The 17,235-nt window shown below is 64.5% G+C and carries 10 protein-coding genes; 7 read left to right on the top strand and 3 right to left on the bottom strand.

The annotated features are described in order from the left end of the window. Window positions 1-124: 124 nt before the first annotated feature. Both C3F42_RS20365 and putP read right to left on the bottom strand, forming a co-directional pair. On the bottom strand, window positions 125-961 hold the full coding sequence (locus C3F42_RS20365) for a 23S rRNA (adenine(2030)-N(6))-methyltransferase RlmJ (RefSeq protein ID WP_094012361.1): 837 nt from the start codon (window positions 959-961) through the stop codon (window positions 125-127). Between the two features lie 144 nt (window positions 962-1,105). Further along, a complete protein-coding gene (gene putP, locus C3F42_RS20360; protein ID WP_104444814.1) occupies window positions 1,106-2,581 on the bottom strand; it encodes a sodium/proline symporter PutP in 1,476 nt (491 codons plus the stop codon). Window positions 2,582-2,942: 361 nt separating this feature from the next. Here putP and putA point away from each other — a divergent pair, with 361 nt between their 5' ends. Beyond that, window positions 2,943-6,893, top strand: a complete 3,951-nt coding sequence (putA, locus tag C3F42_RS20355; protein WP_104444813.1) for a trifunctional transcriptional regulator/proline dehydrogenase/L-glutamate gamma-semialdehyde dehydrogenase — start codon at window positions 2,943-2,945, stop codon at window positions 6,891-6,893. A gap of 94 nt (window positions 6,894-6,987) precedes the next feature. Here putA and C3F42_RS20350 read toward each other — a convergent pair whose 3' ends face one another. Beyond that, window positions 6,988-7,989 (bottom strand): RHS repeat-associated core domain-containing protein, encoded by a 1,002-nt coding sequence (locus C3F42_RS20350; protein WP_104444812.1) that lies wholly within the window; start codon window positions 7,987-7,989, stop codon window positions 6,988-6,990. Window positions 7,990-8,284: 295 nt separating this feature from the next. On the opposite strand from C3F42_RS20350, the gene C3F42_RS20345 reads away from it, so the two are divergent. The 6 genes from C3F42_RS20345 (at window position 8,285) to C3F42_RS20320 (ending at window position 17,222) form a co-directional block, all read left to right on the top strand. Further along, complete coding sequence (locus C3F42_RS20345) at window positions 8,285-10,081, top strand: acyl-CoA dehydrogenase (protein ID WP_104444811.1); 1,797 nt, start codon at window positions 8,285-8,287, stop codon at window positions 10,079-10,081. Between the two features lie 187 nt (window positions 10,082-10,268). Then, the gene (locus tag C3F42_RS20340) at window positions 10,269-11,711 is read left to right on the top strand and encodes a TldD/PmbA family protein (RefSeq protein WP_094012357.1); all 1,443 of its coding nucleotides are present in this window, start codon (window positions 10,269-10,271) and stop codon (window positions 11,709-11,711) included. After that, window positions 11,711-13,042 carry a TldD/PmbA family protein gene (locus C3F42_RS20335; RefSeq protein ID WP_094012356.1) on the top strand — a complete coding sequence of 444 codons (1,332 nt, stop codon included), beginning with the start codon at window positions 11,711-11,713 and terminating at the stop codon, window positions 13,040-13,042. The genes C3F42_RS20340 and C3F42_RS20335 overlap by 1 nt, the downstream gene beginning before the upstream one ends. 67 nt (window positions 13,043-13,109) lie before the next feature. Next, window positions 13,110-14,537: a multidrug transporter subunit MdtD gene (gene mdtD, locus C3F42_RS20330; protein WP_023632381.1), complete on the top strand. Its 1,428-nt coding sequence runs from the start codon at window positions 13,110-13,112 to the stop codon at window positions 14,535-14,537. A 111-nt stretch (window positions 14,538-14,648) separates the two neighbouring features. Next, complete coding sequence (gene dbpA / locus C3F42_RS20325) at window positions 14,649-15,986, top strand: ATP-dependent RNA helicase DbpA (protein ID WP_244891349.1); 1,338 nt, start codon at window positions 14,649-14,651, stop codon at window positions 15,984-15,986. Between the two features lie 54 nt (window positions 15,987-16,040). Next, window positions 16,041-17,222 carry an NAD(P)/FAD-dependent oxidoreductase gene (locus C3F42_RS20320; RefSeq protein ID WP_094012354.1) on the top strand — a complete coding sequence of 394 codons (1,182 nt, stop codon included), beginning with the start codon at window positions 16,041-16,043 and terminating at the stop codon, window positions 17,220-17,222. Window positions 17,223-17,235 lie beyond the last annotated feature (13 nt).

Raw genomic sequence — 17,235 nt, 5'->3', positions numbered from 1 at the left:
TCGCCTGACGCGATGCATGGACGTGGCAGCGCGCTTGCCCCGCGATGGCGCTGGATTTGCTGACGCCATCGCCGGGCAAGTCAGGCCGCCGCATCGCCGCTCCCACGGTGCTTGCGACGCCTGTTTATTCGGCGATCAGCCAGTCCATGCGGAAGCTGCCGGCGGTCTGCGCCAGTTCCTTGGCCAACCACGGCAGCAGCTCCTTGAGCTCATCTTCCAGGCCCCACGGTGGGTTGGCGATGGCCAGGCCCGAGCCGTTCAGGCCCTGCGGGCTGTCCTGGTGATGCACATACAGTTCCACGCGCAGCAGCTTGGGCGCACCGGTGCTGGTGAGGTCCTGGTAGAAGCGGGTCAGCGAGCGCTGGTCCTTGATCGGGTACCAGATGGCCGCGACGGTCTGGCGCATGCGGCCGATCGCCTCCTTCATCGCCACGGTGCAGCGCTTGAGCTCGTCGGCCTGCTCGAACGGCGGGTCGATCAACATGATCGCGCGTTTTTCCTGCACCGGCAGCAGAGCCCGCGGGATGTGCCAGCCCTCGCCCAGGTGCACGGTGACTCGCGGGTCCTTTTTCATGTTCTCTTTGAGCAGCACGCCGTCTTCAGGATGCTTTTCGTTGAGCTGCGCACGGTCCTGTTCACGCATCAAACGCCGGGCCAGTTCGGGGGAGCCCGGGTAGTAGCGCAGCTCGCCGTTCTTGTTCAGGCGCTTGATAACGCCCAGATAGTCAGCGGTAACGGCGGGCAGGTCATCGCGATTCCACAGGCGGGCGACGCCCTCGAGGTACTCACCGGTACGGCTTGCCTGGTCGCCCTGCAGGTCGTACAGGCCAAGCCCTGCGTGGGTATCGATATAGGCGAACGGCTGCTCCTTGCGCGACATCAGGGCGATGAGGCGAGTGAGCACGATGTGCTTGAGGACGTCGGCGTGGTTGCCGGCGTGGAAGGCGTGGCGATAGTTCATGGCAGCTCCTGCGAAGGCGACAAGTTTACCTTGCCTTGACCGCCGCAAAAAGCATCGCGGGACAAGCCCTCTCCCACGCCACTTGAAGAGGCTGCGTAGGAGCGGGCTTGTCCCGCGACAGGGACAACGCCGAATCAGCAGGTATTACTTGTCGGCGTGATACTGCGCATCAGCGGTTTCAAAACGCGAAACCATGCTGTTCGTCGGGCTGCCAAGCTTGCTCACCAGGAAGATGGCGATGCTGGCGAACAGGAAGCCCGGGATGATCTCATACAGGCCGGTATCCAGCTGTTTCCAGACGATCACGGTCAGCGCACCGACCACGATGCCCGCCAACGCGCCATTGCGGGTCATGCCTTTCCACAGCACCGAAAGCAACACGACAGGGCCGAAGGCGGCACCGAAGCCGGCCCAGGCGTAGGCCACCAGACCCAGCACGCGGTTTTCGGGGTTCGCGGCCATGGCGATGGCGATCAACGCGACGGCCAGCACCATCATGCGACCGACCCATACCAGCTCCTTCTGCGAAGCGTTCTTGCGCAGGAAGGCCTTGTAGAAGTCTTCGGTCAGGGCGCTGGAGCACACCAGCAGTTGGCAGCTCAGGGTGCTCATCACCGCCGCCAGGATGGCCGAAAGCAGCACACCGGCGACCCATGGGTTGAACAGGATCTTGGCCAGCTCGATGAAGACGCGCTCGTGGTTTTCGGTGACCGGACCGGCCAGGTCAGGGTGCACCGAGAAGTAGGCGATACCGAAGAAGCCCACGGCGCAGGTACCGGCCAGGCAGAGGATCATCCAGGTCATGGAGATGCGACGGGCGTTGGCAATCGACTTCACCGAGTCGGCAGCCATGAACCGCGCCAGGATGTGCGGCTGGCCGAAGTAGCCCAGGCCCCAGCCCATCAGCGAGATGATGCCGATGAAGGTGGCGCCCTTGAACATGTCGAAGTGCGCCGGGTTCACCGCGTCGATGGCAGCGAAGGTCTGGTCGAAGCCGCCGGTGGAGATCAACACGATCACCGGAGTCAGAATCAGCGCGAAGATCATCAGCGAGGCCTGCACGGTGTCGGTCCAGCTCACCGCCAGGAAGCCACCGACGAAGGTGTAGGCGATGGTGGCTGCGGCACCGGCCCACAGGGCGGTCTCATAGGACATGCCGAAGGTGCTTTCGAACAGACGGGCGCCGGCGACAATGCCGGAGGCGCAGTAGATGGTGAAGAAAACCAGGATGACGATCGCCGAGATAATCCGCAGCAGGCCGGTCTGATCTTCGAAACGGCTGGCGAAGTAGTCCGGCAGTGTCAGGGCATCGCCGTTGTGTTCGGTCTGCACACGCAGCCGGCCAGCGACGAACAACCAGTTCAGGTAGGCGCCAACGTTCAGGCCGATGGCGATCCAGGCCTCGGAAAGGCCCGCGAAGTAGATGGCGCCCGGCAGGCCCATCAGCAGCCAGCCGCTCATGTCCGATGCGCCGGCGGAAAGCGCGGTGACCACGCTGCCGAGACTACGGCCGCCGAGAATATAGTCGGAAAGGTTCTTGGTGGAGCGATAGGCGGCAAAGCCGATCAGCACCATTACCGCAATGTAGACCACGAAAGTGATCGTTAGTGGATTGCCCATGAGTTGTGCCCTGGCGTTGTTTTTATCTCTTGCGACCCGCCGTGCACGACGACGGTTGCACCCAGGCGGCGAATCCTATGCAACAACGTGAACGAGGTGCAACCATTTTTCATTTGCCAGTTGCACCCAGCCATGCATTTTCAGATAAAACCGCATTCTTGCTCCAATTCGGAGCAAACACAGCGTTTTCCATAACAAATTGAACCAATAAAGACCGTTTCGGTTGTATGGAAACATCCTTCAGACGAGTAGCACCTTTACCTTGAAAAAATCGGGTTGCACCCGGTTGCACCCGAATTGTCCTACAGGCTAATCTTGCCGTCAGCTTAGGCCACATCCGTGGCAATAACGAGGATAAGAAATGGCGACGACCACCCTTGGGGTCAAACTCGACGACCCGACCCGTGAGCGACTCAAAGCAGCTGCGCAGTCCATCGACCGCACGCCGCACTGGTTGATCAAGCAAGCGATCTTCAACTATCTCGAGAAGCTCGAGGGTGGCGCCACCCTGAACGACCTCAACGGCCATGCCGCCGCTGGCGACGACGCCGGCGAAGTCGCCGCCGACCACGCCCACCAGTGCTTCCTGGAATTCGCCGAAAGCATCCTGCCGCAGTCGGTCCTGCGCTCGGCGATCACCGCCGCCTACCGCCGCCCCGAGCAGGAAGTAGTGCCGATGTTGCTGGAGCAGGCTCGCCTGCCCGCGGCCCAGGCCGAAGCCACCAACAAGCTGGCCGCCAGCCTGGCCGACAAGCTGCGCAACCAGAAGAGCGCCGGTGGCCGCGCCGGTATCGTCCAGGGCCTGCTGCAGGAGTTCTCGCTGTCCTCGCAAGAAGGCGTGGCGCTGATGTGCCTGGCCGAAGCCCTGCTGCGCATCCCCGACAAAGGCACCCGGGACGCACTGATCCGCGACAAGATCAGCACCGGCAACTGGCAGCCACACCTGGGCAACAGCCCATCGTTGTTCGTCAACGCCGCCACCTGGGGCCTGCTGCTGACCGGCAAGCTGGTCAGCACCCACAACGAATCCGGCCTGACCTCCTCGCTCACCCGCATCATCGGCAAGAGCGGCGAGCCGATGATCCGCAAGGGCGTCGACATGGCCATGCGCCTGATGGGCGAACAGTTCGTCACCGGCGAGACCATCGCCGAGGCCCTGGCCAACGCCAGCAAGTTCGAATCCAAGGGCTTCCGCTACAGCTACGACATGCTCGGCGAAGCCGCGCTGACCGAGCACGACGCGCAGAAATACCTGGCCTCCTACGAGCAGGCGATCCACTCGATCGGCAAGGCCTCGCACGGCCGCGGCATCTATGAAGGCCCGGGCATCTCGATCAAGCTCTCGGCCCTGCACCCGCGCTACAGCCGCGCCCAGTACGAGCGCGTGATGAGCGAGCTGTACCCGCGCCTGCTGTCGCTGACACTGCTGGCCAAGCAATACGACATCGGCCTGAACATCGACGCTGAGGAAGCCGACCGCCTGGAGCTGTCGCTGGACCTGCTCGAGCGTCTGTGCTTCGAGCCGTCGCTGGCCGGCTGGAACGGCATCGGCTTCGTCATCCAGGCATACCAGAAGCGCTGCCCGTACGTGATCGACTACGTCATCGACCTGGCCAAGCGCAGCCGTCACCGCCTGATGATCCGCCTGGTGAAGGGCGCTTACTGGGACAGTGAGATCAAGCGCGCCCAGGTCGAGGGGCTGGAAGGCTATCCGGTCTACACCCGCAAGGTGTATACCGACGTGTCCTACGTCGCCTGCGCCCGCAAGCTGCTGGCCGTGCCAGAAGCCATCTATCCGCAGTTCGCCACCCACAACGCCCACACCCTGTCGGCCATTTACACCATTGCCGGGCAGAACTACTACCCAGGCCAGTACGAGTTCCAATGCCTGCACGGGATGGGCGAGCCGCTGTACGAGCAAGTGGTAGGCAAAGTCTCCGAAGGTAAGCTAAACCGTCCGTGCCGCGTATACGCCCCGGTCGGCACCCACGAAACTCTGCTGGCATATCTGGTCCGCCGCCTGCTGGAGAATGGTGCCAACACTTCGTTCGTCAACCGCATCGCCGATCACTCGATCTCGATCCAGGAACTGGTAGCCGACCCGGTCGCCAGCATCGAGCGCATGGGCACCCAGGAAGGCAGCATCGGCCTGCCGCACCCGCGCATCCCGATGCCGCGCGCGCTTTATGGCAGCGAGCGGGCCAACTCGGCCGGCATCGACATGGCCAACGAACACCGCCTGGCGTCGCTGTCCTGCGCCCTGCTGGCCACCGCACACAACGACTGGAAAGCCACGCCGCTGCTGGCTTGCGCCGCCAGCGAACAGCCGGCCGCACCGGTGCTCAACCCGTCCGATCATCGCGATGTGGTCGGCCATGTGCAGGAAGCCACCGTCACCGACGTCGACAACGCCATCCAGTGCGCGCTCAACGCCGCGCCGATCTGGCAGGCCACCCCGCCGGCCGAGCGCGCTGCCATCCTCGAACGTGCCGCCGACCTGATGGAAGCCGATATCCAGCCGCTGATGGGCCTGCTGGTACGCGAAGCCGGCAAGACCTTCGCCAACGCCATCGCCGAAGTGCGCGAGGCGGTGGATTTCCTGCGCTACTACGCGGTGCAGGCACGCAACGACCTGCGCAACGACAACTGCCGCCCTTTGGGTCCGGTGGTGTGCATCAGCCCGTGGAACTTCCCGCTGGCGATCTTCTCCGGCCAGGTGGCCGCGGCCCTGGCCGCCGGCAACCCGGTACTGGCCAAGCCGGCCGAACAGACTCCGCTGGTCGCCGCCCAGGCCGTGCGCCTGATGCTGGAAGCCGGCATCCCCGAAGGCGTGCTGCAACTGCTGCCTGGCCAGGGCGAAACCGTCGGTGCCGGCCTGGTCGGTGACGAGCGCGTCAAAGGCGTGATGTTCACCGGTTCCACCGAAGTCGCCCGCCTGCTGCAGCGCAACATTGCCGGGCGCCTGGACAATCAGGGCCGTCCGATCCCGCTGATCGCCGAAACCGGCGGCCAGAACGCGATGATCGTCGACTCCTCGGCGCTGACCGAGCAGGTGGTGATCGATGTGGTGTCCTCGGCCTTCGACAGCGCCGGCCAGCGTTGCTCGGCCCTGCGTGTGCTGTGCCTGCAGGAGGACTCCGCCGACCGCGTGATCGAGATGCTCAAGGGCGCCATGGCCGAAAGCCGCCTGGGCAACCCGGAGCGCCTGTCGGTGGACATCGGCCCGGTGATCGACGCCGAAGCCAAGGCCGGCATCGAGAAGCACATCCAGGGCATGCGCGACAAAGGCCGCAGCGTTTACCAGGTGGCCATTGCCGAGGGTGAAGAAATCAAGCGCGGCACCTTCGTGATGCCGACCCTGATCGAACTGGAAAGCTTCGACGAGCTCAAGCGCGAAATCTTCGGCCCGGTGCTGCACGTGGTGCGCTACAACCGCAAGGACCTGGACCAGCTGATCGAGCAGATCAACGCTTCCGGCTATGGCCTGACCCTGGGCGTGCACACCCGCATCGACGAGACCATCGCCAAGGTGGTGGACAACGTCAATGCCGGCAACATGTACGTCAACCGCAACATCGTCGGCGCCGTGGTCGGGGTGCAGCCGTTCGGCGGTGAAGGCCTGTCGGGCACCGGCCCGAAAGCCGGCGGCCCGCTGTACCTGTACCGCCTGCTGTCGACCCGCCCGGCCGACGCCATCGCCCGCCACTTCCAGGCCGACGACGCGCGCAGCAAGGCCGACACCACCCTGCGCGACCAGCAGCTCAAGACGTTGACCACCCTCAAGACCTGGGCGGCCAGCAGCCAGATGAACGACCTGGTCGCGCTGTGCGAGCAGTTTGCCGAGCAGTCGCAGAGCGGCATCACCCGCGTGCTGCCAGGCCCGACCGGCGAGCGCAACACCTACAGCGTGCTGCCACGCGAACACGTGCTGTGCCTGGCCGACAACGAGGCCGACCTGCTGGCCCAGCTGGCGGCGGTACTGGCCGTGGGTAGCTCGGCGGTGTTCCAGGACGGCGAGCCGGGCAAGACCGTGCGCGCCCGACTGCCGAAGGAGCTGCAAGCGAAGATCAAGCTGGTGGCGGACTGGAGCAAGGATGAGGTCGCCTTCGACGCGGTCATCCACCACGGTCACTCCGACCAGTTGCGCGGCGTCTGTGAGCAGGTGGCCAAGCGTGCCGGGGCAATCGTCGGTGTGCATGGGCTGTCGAGCGGCGATCACCAGATCGCCCTGGAGCGCCTGGTGATCGAGCGGGCGGTGAGCGTGAACACTGCCGCTGCCGGGGGTAACGCCAGCCTGATGACCATCGGTTAAGACGGCTGACACCATCGCGGGGCAAGCCCGTTCCTACAAGGTCGTGTTTTGGACTTTGTGGGATCGGGCTTGCCCCGCGGTGCATTCTGCCGTGTCATTGAGAAGAGGGCTTCAAGCCTTGCTCGCGCAGTGCAAACATTTGATCAAGCAATCTGAACTCCGGCGTCTTTGCAAACTTTCCATGCCAACCCCGCCCTGGAAGTTTTGCCCATCGAGATAGGCCGTTTTCATAGCTTTTAATTGCATAAAAAATTGCATGCGCATCCTGCGTGTACATACCGTTGTAAAGGCGATCGTTGCCCTTTGGCCCGATCAGCGTTAGCTCGCTGGTATCAACTGTGTACTCGCCCGTCATCCATGCTTGCATGGTATTTCGCGCCGCATGGGCCGACATCATGTCTGCGGCTACGCGCCAAGGCCCCAGATTCTCTGCCGCAAACGCATCAAACTCCATAGGCTTAAAGTCCGGGATAATTTCTCCGAGCCGTTTCTGTCCCGCTTGATAATTGGAAATATCAAACTTCGTACCCAAGGCTGAATGTAATTTCCTGGCATCAACCAGGTTCTTAACTCCTTGGTACATCACGCCACCGCTCTTCCCTCTTTTCGCCCAATTGTTCCTGGTAAGCCCATCGGGCCCAGTAACGATCGGAGCATACCTGTTTCTCCCCCTCCCAACAGGATCCACATGATTGATGGGATCACCTTCACAATAAGCGTAGGCATTCCTCCCCCCGACACCGAATGGACTGAGCGCATCCGGGCTCGCGAACCTCATCAATCTCGTATCGTAAAGTCGATGCCCATTTCCCAACAGATAGCAGCCAGGTTCCAAGTCCCGTAGATAACCGGCATATCCTAGTAGTGCAGCGTGATCCCCAGGAGGCTCAAAGCCGTAGGGACCATAGACATGGCCAAACTCCCCGGAGCCCCAGGCGCTGAAGGTGATCGAACCATCGCTGCGTGTGCCGGTAAGCAGCCCGTCACCCTGCCCGGCCTGCGCCAAGGCGCCTCCCGCTCCACGCACGATACGCCTGCCCGCCCCCACTTCCCCGACGACAACAGGCCTACCTTCCATATAGAAAAAATACTTCATCGCACACCTGCCAAAAGGAATCTCAAACAAGTATTGATAGTCGTGGAGCACTCTGAAACTGGTACTTTTACTAGTCTCGACAGCTGCAGGCAGGTGTTAGGGTGAAAGGTTCATGCTAGCCCGGCTCGAGAAACGGCAGCCCGCGACAGCGGCCTTGGTGGGAATCCATAGCGCCCGGCGCCCGAGGCAGCCTGGGCGATGGCCACTTCTGCCCCCATATCACCCACACCAATTAACCTGTCCCCTGCCCCACCACCCCGCCTAGACTCGCTGCAACCCGAACCAGGAAGCCGCCATGTCCGAGCAACTCCTCAGCAGCCGCAACCTCGCCTTCGAACTCTACGAAGTCCTCGACGCCGAGGCCCTGACCCAGCGCCCGCGCTTCGCCGAGCACAGCCGCGAGACCTTCGACGCGGCGCTGACCACCGCACGCACCATTGCTGAAAAGTACTTCGCCCCGCACAACCGCAAAGCCGATGAAAACGAGCCACGTTACGTGGACGGCCGCGCCGAGCTGATCCCGGAAGTGAAACCGGCCGTGGACGCCTTCCTCGAAGCGGGCTTTCTCAACGCCAACCGCGACTTCGACGTCGGCGGCATGCAGTTGCCAAGCCTGGTATCGCAGGCCTGCTTCGCCCACTTCCAGGCGGCCAACGCTGGCACCACTGCCTACCCGTTCCTGACCATGGGCGCGGCCAACCTGATCGAGAGTTTCGGCACTGAAGAGCAGAAGCGCCTGTTCCTGCAGCCGATGATCGAGGGCCGCTACTTCGGCACCATGGCCCTGACCGAGCCCCATGCCGGCTCGTCACTGACCGATATCCGCAGCCGCGCCGAACCCGCAGGCGACGGCAGCTACCGGCTCAAGGGCAACAAGATCTTCATCTCCGGCGGCGATCACGAGTTGTCCGAGAACATCGTGCACATGGTCCTGGCCAAGCTGCCGGACGCACCAGCCGGGGTGAAGGGCATCTCGCTATTCATCGTGCCCAAGTATCTGGTCAACCCCGACGGCAGCCTGGGCCCGCGCAACGATGTGCTGCTGGCCGGGCTGTTTCACAAGATGGGCTGGCGCGGCACCACTTCTACCGCGCTCAATTTCGGCGACAACGGCCAGTGCGTCGGCTACCTGGTCGGCCAGCCGCACCAGGGCCTGGCCTGCATGTTCCAGATGATGAACGAGGCGCGCATCGGCGTCGGCATGGGCGCGGTGATGCTCGGCTACGCCGGTTACCTGTATTCACTGGAGTACGCCCGCCAACGCCCACAGGGCCGCCTGCCGGACAACAAGGACCCGCACACCCCCGCCGTGCCGATCATCGAGCACAGCGACGTCAAGCGCATGCTGCTGGCACAGAAGGCCTACGTGGAGGGTGCTTTCGACCTGGGCCTGTACGCGGCCCGGTTGTTCGATGACACCCACACCGCGGCGGATGTAGAGGCACGCCGGCAAGCCCTGGAGCTACTCGACCTGCTCACGCCCATCGTCAAGTCCTGGCCTTCGGCGTTCTGCCTGAAGGCCAACGAGCTGGCGATCCAGATCCTCGGCGGCCACGGCTATACCCGCGAGTACCCGGTCGAGCAGTACTACCGCGACAACCGCCTCAACCCGATCCACGAAGGTACCGAAGGCATCCAGTCCCTCGACCTGCTCGGGCGCAAGCTGGCGCAGAACAACGGCGCCGGGCTCAAGCAACTGATCCGCCTGATCGCCGGCACCTGCGAGCGCGCCAGCCATCACCCGAACCTCGACACACTGCGCCAGCCGCTGGAGCAGTTGGTCAATCGCCTGCAAGCGGTCACCCTCGCCCTGCTCGGTGACCTGGGCCAAGGCAAGGTCGCTGGGGCCCTGGCCAACTCGGCGCTGTACCTCAAGGCCTTCGGCCACTGCGTGATCGGCTGGCGCTGGCTGGAGCAGGCGATCCATGCCGAGGTCGGCCTGCTCAAGGGCAGCGACCGCGACTTCTACCTGGGCAAGCTCCAGGCCGCGCGTTATTTCCTCACCTGGGAAGTGCCGGGCTGCCATAATGACCTCGCTTTGCTCGAGGCCCGCGACGATACGTGCCTGGGCATGCAAGAGGGGTGGTTCTAGGCTTTGTACGAAAAGTCGCCGAGCGGCGATCAGGCAAGGCGAAAACAGGCGAGGAACGGTCGGAGTCGCGCTCGACTTTGCAGGTTGCAAATGAGCATTCCGAGCCTGTTTTCAACGCAGCATGATCGACGCGCAGGCACTTTTCGTATAAAGCCTAGGGGGAGCCACCGCACACACGGAGATTTCCATGTTCGACTCCAGCACCCTGCTGCGCCAGCGCTTCGCCGCGCTGCGCAGCACGGCCGAACTGTTCTCGCTTCGCCATGTGAAGCAATCGCACCAGTCACTGTCGGTTCGGCGCAACGTCGCCGAGCCGCCCTTCTTCAGCCAGGACGAAGGCGCCATGCTCACCGTGCGGGTCAACGGCGTCGAGGCCTACGCGGCCACCGCCGACCTGTCCCAGGCAGGCCTGCAACGCGCGCTGGAACAGGCCGAGGCACTCGCCCGGAGGATCAAGGCCAGCAGCCTGCTCGACCTGAGTGGCCAGGCCGCCCCGAGCGGGCGTCACGATCATGTATCGCCCAACTTCGAACAGTCCCTGCCCAAACTCGCCGACTGCCTGGACCTGCTCGCCGCCGAGTCCGCCAGCGTACCCAGGGACGAGCGCTTTGTGGACTGGCAGGCAAGCCTGGGCTTCAGCGTGGTCGAGCAGACCTACCTGAACTCCGCCGGCGCCGAGCTGCGTCACGCCCAGCGCTTCATCTACCCAGGCCTGGGCGTCACCGCCAGCGACGGCCAGGACAGCCAGAGCCGCAGCCTGGGCCGGGAGAACTTCGGGCAGCAAGGCGGCTTCGAAGTGGTCGAGCGCTGCGGCCTGGTCGGCGCGGCCCGCCGGGTGGCCGACGAGGCGCTGCAATTGCTGCTGGCGCCGAACACCCCGGCTGGTCAGCGCGATCTGTTGCTGATGCCCGACCAGATGATGCTGCAGATCCACGAATCCATCGGCCACCCGCTGGAGCTGGACCGCATTCTCGGCGATGAGCGCAACTACGCTGGCACCAGCTTCGTCAAAGCCAGCGATTTCGGCCATCTGCAGTACGGCTCGAAGCTGCTCAACGTGACCTTCGACCCGACAATCCACGAGGAGCTGGCCAGCTACAGCTTTGATGACGACGGCACCCCGGCCAGCAAGCAGTTCCTGATCCGCGATGGCTTGCTGGTGCGCCCCCTGGGTGGCGCCCTGTCGCAACTGCGCTCGGGCCTGGACGGCGTGGCCAACAGCCGCGCCTGCGGCTGGAACCGCGCGCCGATCGACCGCATGGCCAACCTCAACATCGAGCCGGGCGAGCAGACGCTTGCGCAACTGATCGCCGGCATCGAGCACGGCATCCTGATGCGCACCAATCGCTCTTGGTCCATCGATGATGCGCGCAACAAGTTCCAGTTCGGTTGTGAGTGGGGCCAACTGATCGAGAACGGCGAACTCAAGGGCGTGGTGAAGAACCCGAACTATCGCGGCATCTCCGCCGACTTCTGGCGCAACCTCTCGGCGGTCGGTGACCGCAGCACCTTCCAGGTACTCGGCACGCCCAACTGCGGCAAAGGCGAGCCCAACCAGGTGGTGCGAGTCGGCCATGCCTCGCCGGCCTGCGTGTTCCGCCAGATCGACGTATTCGGAGGGGACGCCTGATGAGCACCGCCTACCAGCAACGTTTCGAAAGCTTGCTCGATAGCCTGAACGCCGCCGTGCAGCCCGGCGAGCAGTTCACCCTGGGCTACAGCGCCGAGCACTCGCAGTTCGTGCGCTTCAACCATGCCAAGGTGCGCCAGGCCGGGCTGGTCAGCCAGGCCAGCGTGCAGTTGCGGCTGGTCCGCGAAGGACGCCAGGCAGAGCAGCAGATCACTCTGGGCGACGATGCCGAACTCGACCGCCAGCGCCTGCACGACGCCCTCGCGCAACTGCGCCAGACCCTGCCGCTGCTGGCGGTGGATCCCTACCTGAACCTCGACTACAGCGCCTGGCACAGTCATAGCCTGCTGGAGCAGCCACTGCCCGAGCTGGACGAAGTGCTGGCCTTGGTCGAGCGCGAAGCCGGCGACCTGGATCTGGTCGGCATCTATGCCGCCGGCCCCATCTGCCGTGGCTTCGCGAGCTCGTTCGGCGCCTTTGGCTGGCACCAGGCCAACAGTTTCAACTTTGACTGGAGCCTGTTCCACGCCAACGGCCAGGCCGTCAAAGCCAACTACGCAGGGCAGGCCTGGAGTGGCGAAACCTTTGCCGCACGCCTGCGTCAGGCTCGCGAACAGCTGGCGCACCTGGGGCGCCCGGCCGTCACCCTCAAGCCCGGCAGCTACCGCGCCTACCTGGCACCGGCGGCGATGGACGAAATCGCCGGCATGCTGTGCTGGGGTGGTTTTTCCGCGCAGGCGCTGGCCACTGGCAACAGCCCGTTGCAGCGCCTGTACAACGGCGACGCGCAATTGAGCCCGCTGGTGAGTTTCCGCGAACAGGTCAGCGGCTCGCTGAGTCCGGCCTTCTCCGACGAGGGTTCGCCGCGCCGCGACCTGCTGCTGATCGGTGAAGGGCGGGCGCTGGAGCGGCTGGTGAGTGCGCGCAGCGCCGTCGAATTCGGCCAGCAGGCCAACGGCGCCGACAGCTACGAGTCGCCCTGCGCGCTGAGCCTGGCGCCGGGCAACCTGCCCTGCGAGCAGATTCTCGAACGTCTGGGCACCGGCCTTTACATCAGCAACCTCTGGTACTTGAACTACTCGGACCTGCCAGCGGCGCGCATGACCGGGCTGACCCGCTTCGCCACCTTCTGGGTGGAGAACGGGCAGATCCAGGGCCCGGTGAGCACCATGCGCTTCGACGACAGCCTGTACAACCTGCTGGGCAACCAGCTGGAGGACCTGAGCCAGGAGCGCGAGATGATCCTGTCGACCAGCACCTATGGACAGCGCAGCACCGGGTCGAGTCATCTGCCGGGGGCGCTGGTCAAAGGGCTGACCCTCACCTTGTAACATGCGTGGGAGCGGGCTCCCACGAGCCTGCTCCTACAATGGGCCCTACACTCGCCTGAGGTTTCTCATGCCCGACCGCGCACCATTGGACCCCGTCACCGCCCGCTGGATCCCCTGGGTGGTGGCCATCGCCTTCTTCATGCAATCGCTGGACGGCACCATCCTCAATACCGCGCTGCCGGCCATGGCCCGCTCGCTGGCCGAAGACCCGCTGCGCATGCAGGGGGTGATCATCGCCTACATGCTCACCGTGGCCCTGCTGATCCCGGCCTCGGGCTGGATTGCCGACCGCTTCGGCACCAAGCGCATCTTCTTCAGCGCCATCTTGCTGTTCAGCTTCGGCTCGCTGTTGTGTGCCATGGCCAACAGCCTCGGTTTCCTGATCTTCGCCCGGGTGGTGCAAGGCCTGGGTGGCGCCCTGATGCTGCCAGTCGGAAGGCTGGTGGTGTTGCGCGCCTACCCGCGCAGCGAACTGGTGCGGATCATGAGCTTCATCACCATCCCCGGCCTGCTCGGGCCACTGCTTGGTCCGACCGTGGGCGGTTGGCTGGTGGAAATTCTTAGCTGGCACTGGATCTTCCTGCTCAACCTGCCGGTGGGCGCCGTGGGTTGCTATGCGGTGTGGAGGTTCATCCCCGACCTGCGCGGCGCCGAGCGCACCACCTTCGACGGGCCGGGCTTCCTGCTGTTCGGCGCGGCGATGGTGCTGATCACCATTGCCATGGAAGGGCTGGGCGAACTGCACCTGCCGCACCTGCGGGTGATGCTGTTGCTGTTCGCCGGCATGGCCTGCCTGGCCGCCTACTGGCTGCGCGCCGGGCGCGATCCGGAGCCACTGTTCTCGCCGTCACTGTTCCGCGTGCGCACTTTCGCCATCGGTATCCTCGGCAACCTGTTCGCCCGCCTTGGCAGCGGCGCCCTGCCCTTCCTGGTGCCGTTGCTGCTGCAAGTGGCGCTGGGTTATTCACCTGCCCAGGCCGGGATGAGCATGATTCCGCTGGCGGCGGCGGCGATGCTCGCCAAGTCGGTCGCCCGGCCGCTGATCGAGCGCCTCGGCTATCGCATCGTGCTCACCGGCAACACCCTGCTGCTGGGCCTGCTGCTGGCCAGCCTGGGGCTGGTCGATGAACAGACGCCGTATGCGCTGCTGCTGGCGCAGCTGGCGATGCTGGGCGCGGTGAACTCGATGCAGTTCACGGCGATGAACACCGTGACCCTGATCGACCTCGACGACGCCAGCGCCAGCAGCGGCAACAGCCTGCTGTCGGTGGTCGCGCAACTGTCGCTGAGCCTGGGCGTAGCCTGCGCCGGCGCGCTGCTCGGTGGTTTCACCGCGGCTGGCAGCGCCGAAGGCGTGGAAAGCACCCTGGGGGCGTTCCAGCTGACCTTCGTCACCATCGGCGTGATGGCCATGCTGGCGGCGGCGATTTTCCTGCAATTGGCGCCGACAGACGGAAGGCGCGCTCGTCGTCCGGAAGAACACGTCGAGTCGTAGGGCGAATGGCTGTGAGGCTGGTAGACTGTGCGACATTTTTCGCTCCAGCCGCAGGCCCGCCTCGTGACCGTTGAAACCACCGCCTTTGCCACCCTCCCGCTGTCCGCCGCCATGCTGGCCAACCTGGACGCCCTGGGCTACGCCTCGATGACCCCCATCCAGGCCCAGAGCCTGCCGGTGATCCTCAAGGGCCAGGACCTGATCGCCCAGGCCAAGACCGGCAGCGGCAAGACCGCCGCCTTCGGCATCGGCCTGCTCAACCCGATCAACCCGCGCTACTTCGGCTGCCAGGCGCTGGTGCTGTGCCCGACTCGCGAGCTGGCCGACCAGGTGGCCAAGGAGCTGCGTCGCCTGGCCCGCGCCGAGGACAACATCAAGATCCTCACCCTGTGCGGTGGCGTCTCGCTCGGCCCGCAGATCGCCTCGCTGGAACACGGCGCGCACATCATCGTCGGCACCCCGGGGCGCATCCAGCAGCACCTGGACAAAGGCACCCTGGTGCTCGACGGACTCAACACCTTGGTGCTCGACGAAGCCGACCGCATGCTCGACATGGGCTTCTTCGACGCCATCGCCAGCATCATCGGCAAGACCCCGTCGCGCCGCCAGACCCTGCTGTTCTCGGCCACCTACCCGGCCGGCATCGAGCAGTTGGCCAAGGCCTTCATGCGCCAGCCGCAGCAGGTCAAGGTCGAAGCGCTGCACAGCGACAACCAGATCGAACAGCGCTTCATCGAGATCGACGCTCAGCAGCGCCTGGACGCCGTGACCCGTGTACTCGGCCACTACCGTCCACAGTCCTGCGTGGCGTTCTGCTTCACCAAGCAGCAGTGCGAAGACGTCGTCGCCCATCTGACCGCCAAGGGCATCGTCGCCCAGGCCCTGCACGGCGACCTGGAGCAACGCGACCGTGACCAGGTGCTGACCATGTTCGCCAACCGCAGCAGCTCGGTGCTGGTAGCAACCGACGTCGCTGCCCGCGGCCTGGACATCGATGGCCTGGACATGGTCATCAACGTCGAACTGGCGCGTGATGCCGAGATCCACGTGCACCGCGTTGGCCGTACCGGTCGTGCAGGCGAGAAAGGCGTGGCGATCAGCCTGGTGGCGCCGGCCGAGGGCCATCGCGCCCAGGCCATAGAAGACCTGCAGAAGCAGCCGCTGCGCTGGGAACAGTTGGACAGCCTCAAAAGCAAAGGTGGCGAGCCGCTGCTGCCACCAATGACCACCCTGTGCATCGCCGCCGGGCGCAAGGACAAGCTGCGCCCGGGTGACATTCTCGGTGCGCTGACCGGCGACGCCGGGTTGCCAGGCAAGCAGGTGGGCAAGATTGCCATCTTCGACTTCGTCGCGTTCGTGGCCGTGGAGCGGGCAGTGGCCAGACAGGCCATGCAGCGCCTGAACAGCGGCAAGATCAAGGGTCGCGCCCTGAAAGTCCGTATCGTCTGAAGTCTTTTTGGGGCTGCTGTGCAGCCCATCGCCGGCCATTGAAGAGGTAAAACCGTGCACTCCACCGACGTGATCATCCTCGGCGCCGGCGCCGCCGGCCTGATGTGCGCCCTGCTCAGCGCCCAGCGCGGGCGCCGGGTGCTGGTGCTCGACCACGCCAACAAACCGGGCAAGAAGATCCTCATGTCCGGCGGCGGGCGCTGCAACTTCACCAACATGTACACCGAACCCGCCAACTTCCTTTCGCACAACCCGCACTTCTGCAAGTCGGCGCTGGCCCGCTATACCCAGTGGGACTTCATCGAGCTGGTGTGCAAGCACGGTGTGCCGTACCACGAGAAGAAACTCGGCCAGCTGTTCTGCGACAACAAGTCCAGCGACATCCTCGACATGCTCCTGGCCGAGTGCGACCAGGCCGGCGCCGAGCTGCGGATGAACACCAGCATCGACAAGATCGAAAAGACCGAGGCCGGCTACACCCTGCAGACCAGCGCCGGCCCATTCGCCTGCCAGTCACTGGTGATCGCCACCGGCGGCCTGTCGATCCCGACGCTCGGCGCCAGTGGCTTCGGCTACCAGGTCGCCCGCCAGTTCGGCCACGAACTGCTGCCCACCCGCGCCGGCCTGGTGCCGTTCACCATTACCGAGCCCCAGCTCAAGGCACTGTGCACCGAGCTGTCCGGCACCTCGCTGGACTGCATCGCCAGCTGCAATGGCACCAGCTTTCGCGAGAACCTGCTGTTCACTCACCGTGGCCTGAGCGGGCCGGCGATCCTGCAGATCTCGTCCTTCTGGGAGGCCGGCGACACGCTGGAGATCAACCTGCTGCCTGATCGCGACGCCCTGGAATGGCTGCAAGGCCAACAAGCCGAGCGTCCCAACAGCGAGCTGAAGACCGTGCTGGCCGAGGTATTCACCCGCAAGCTGGCCAACTTGCTGGCCGAGCAGTGGTTCGAATCCAAGCCGCTGAAGCAGTACACCCCTGCGGAACTGGCGCAGGTCGCCGAAAAATTGGCGGCCTGGCAGGTGGTTCCGGCGGGGACCGAAGGCTATCGCACTGCAGAAGTGACCCTGGGCGGGGTGGATACCCGCGAAGTGTCTTCGAAAACCATGGAATCGCTGAAGAGCCCTGGGCTGTACTTCATCGGCGAAGTGCTGGACGTGAGCGGGCACCTGGGCGGTTTCAACTTCCAGTGGGCTTGGGCTTCGGCCAACGCTGCGGCGCAGTTCGTGTAGAGTAGAATCCATT

Origin of the sequence: Pseudomonas sp. PONIH3, from assembly GCF_002934345.1 — a bacterium.
Classification (GTDB): domain Bacteria; phylum Pseudomonadota; class Gammaproteobacteria; order Pseudomonadales; family Pseudomonadaceae; genus Aquipseudomonas; species Aquipseudomonas soli.
The sequence above is the reverse complement of the archived record's forward strand: the minus strand, read 5'-3'. Positions and strand labels throughout refer to the sequence as shown.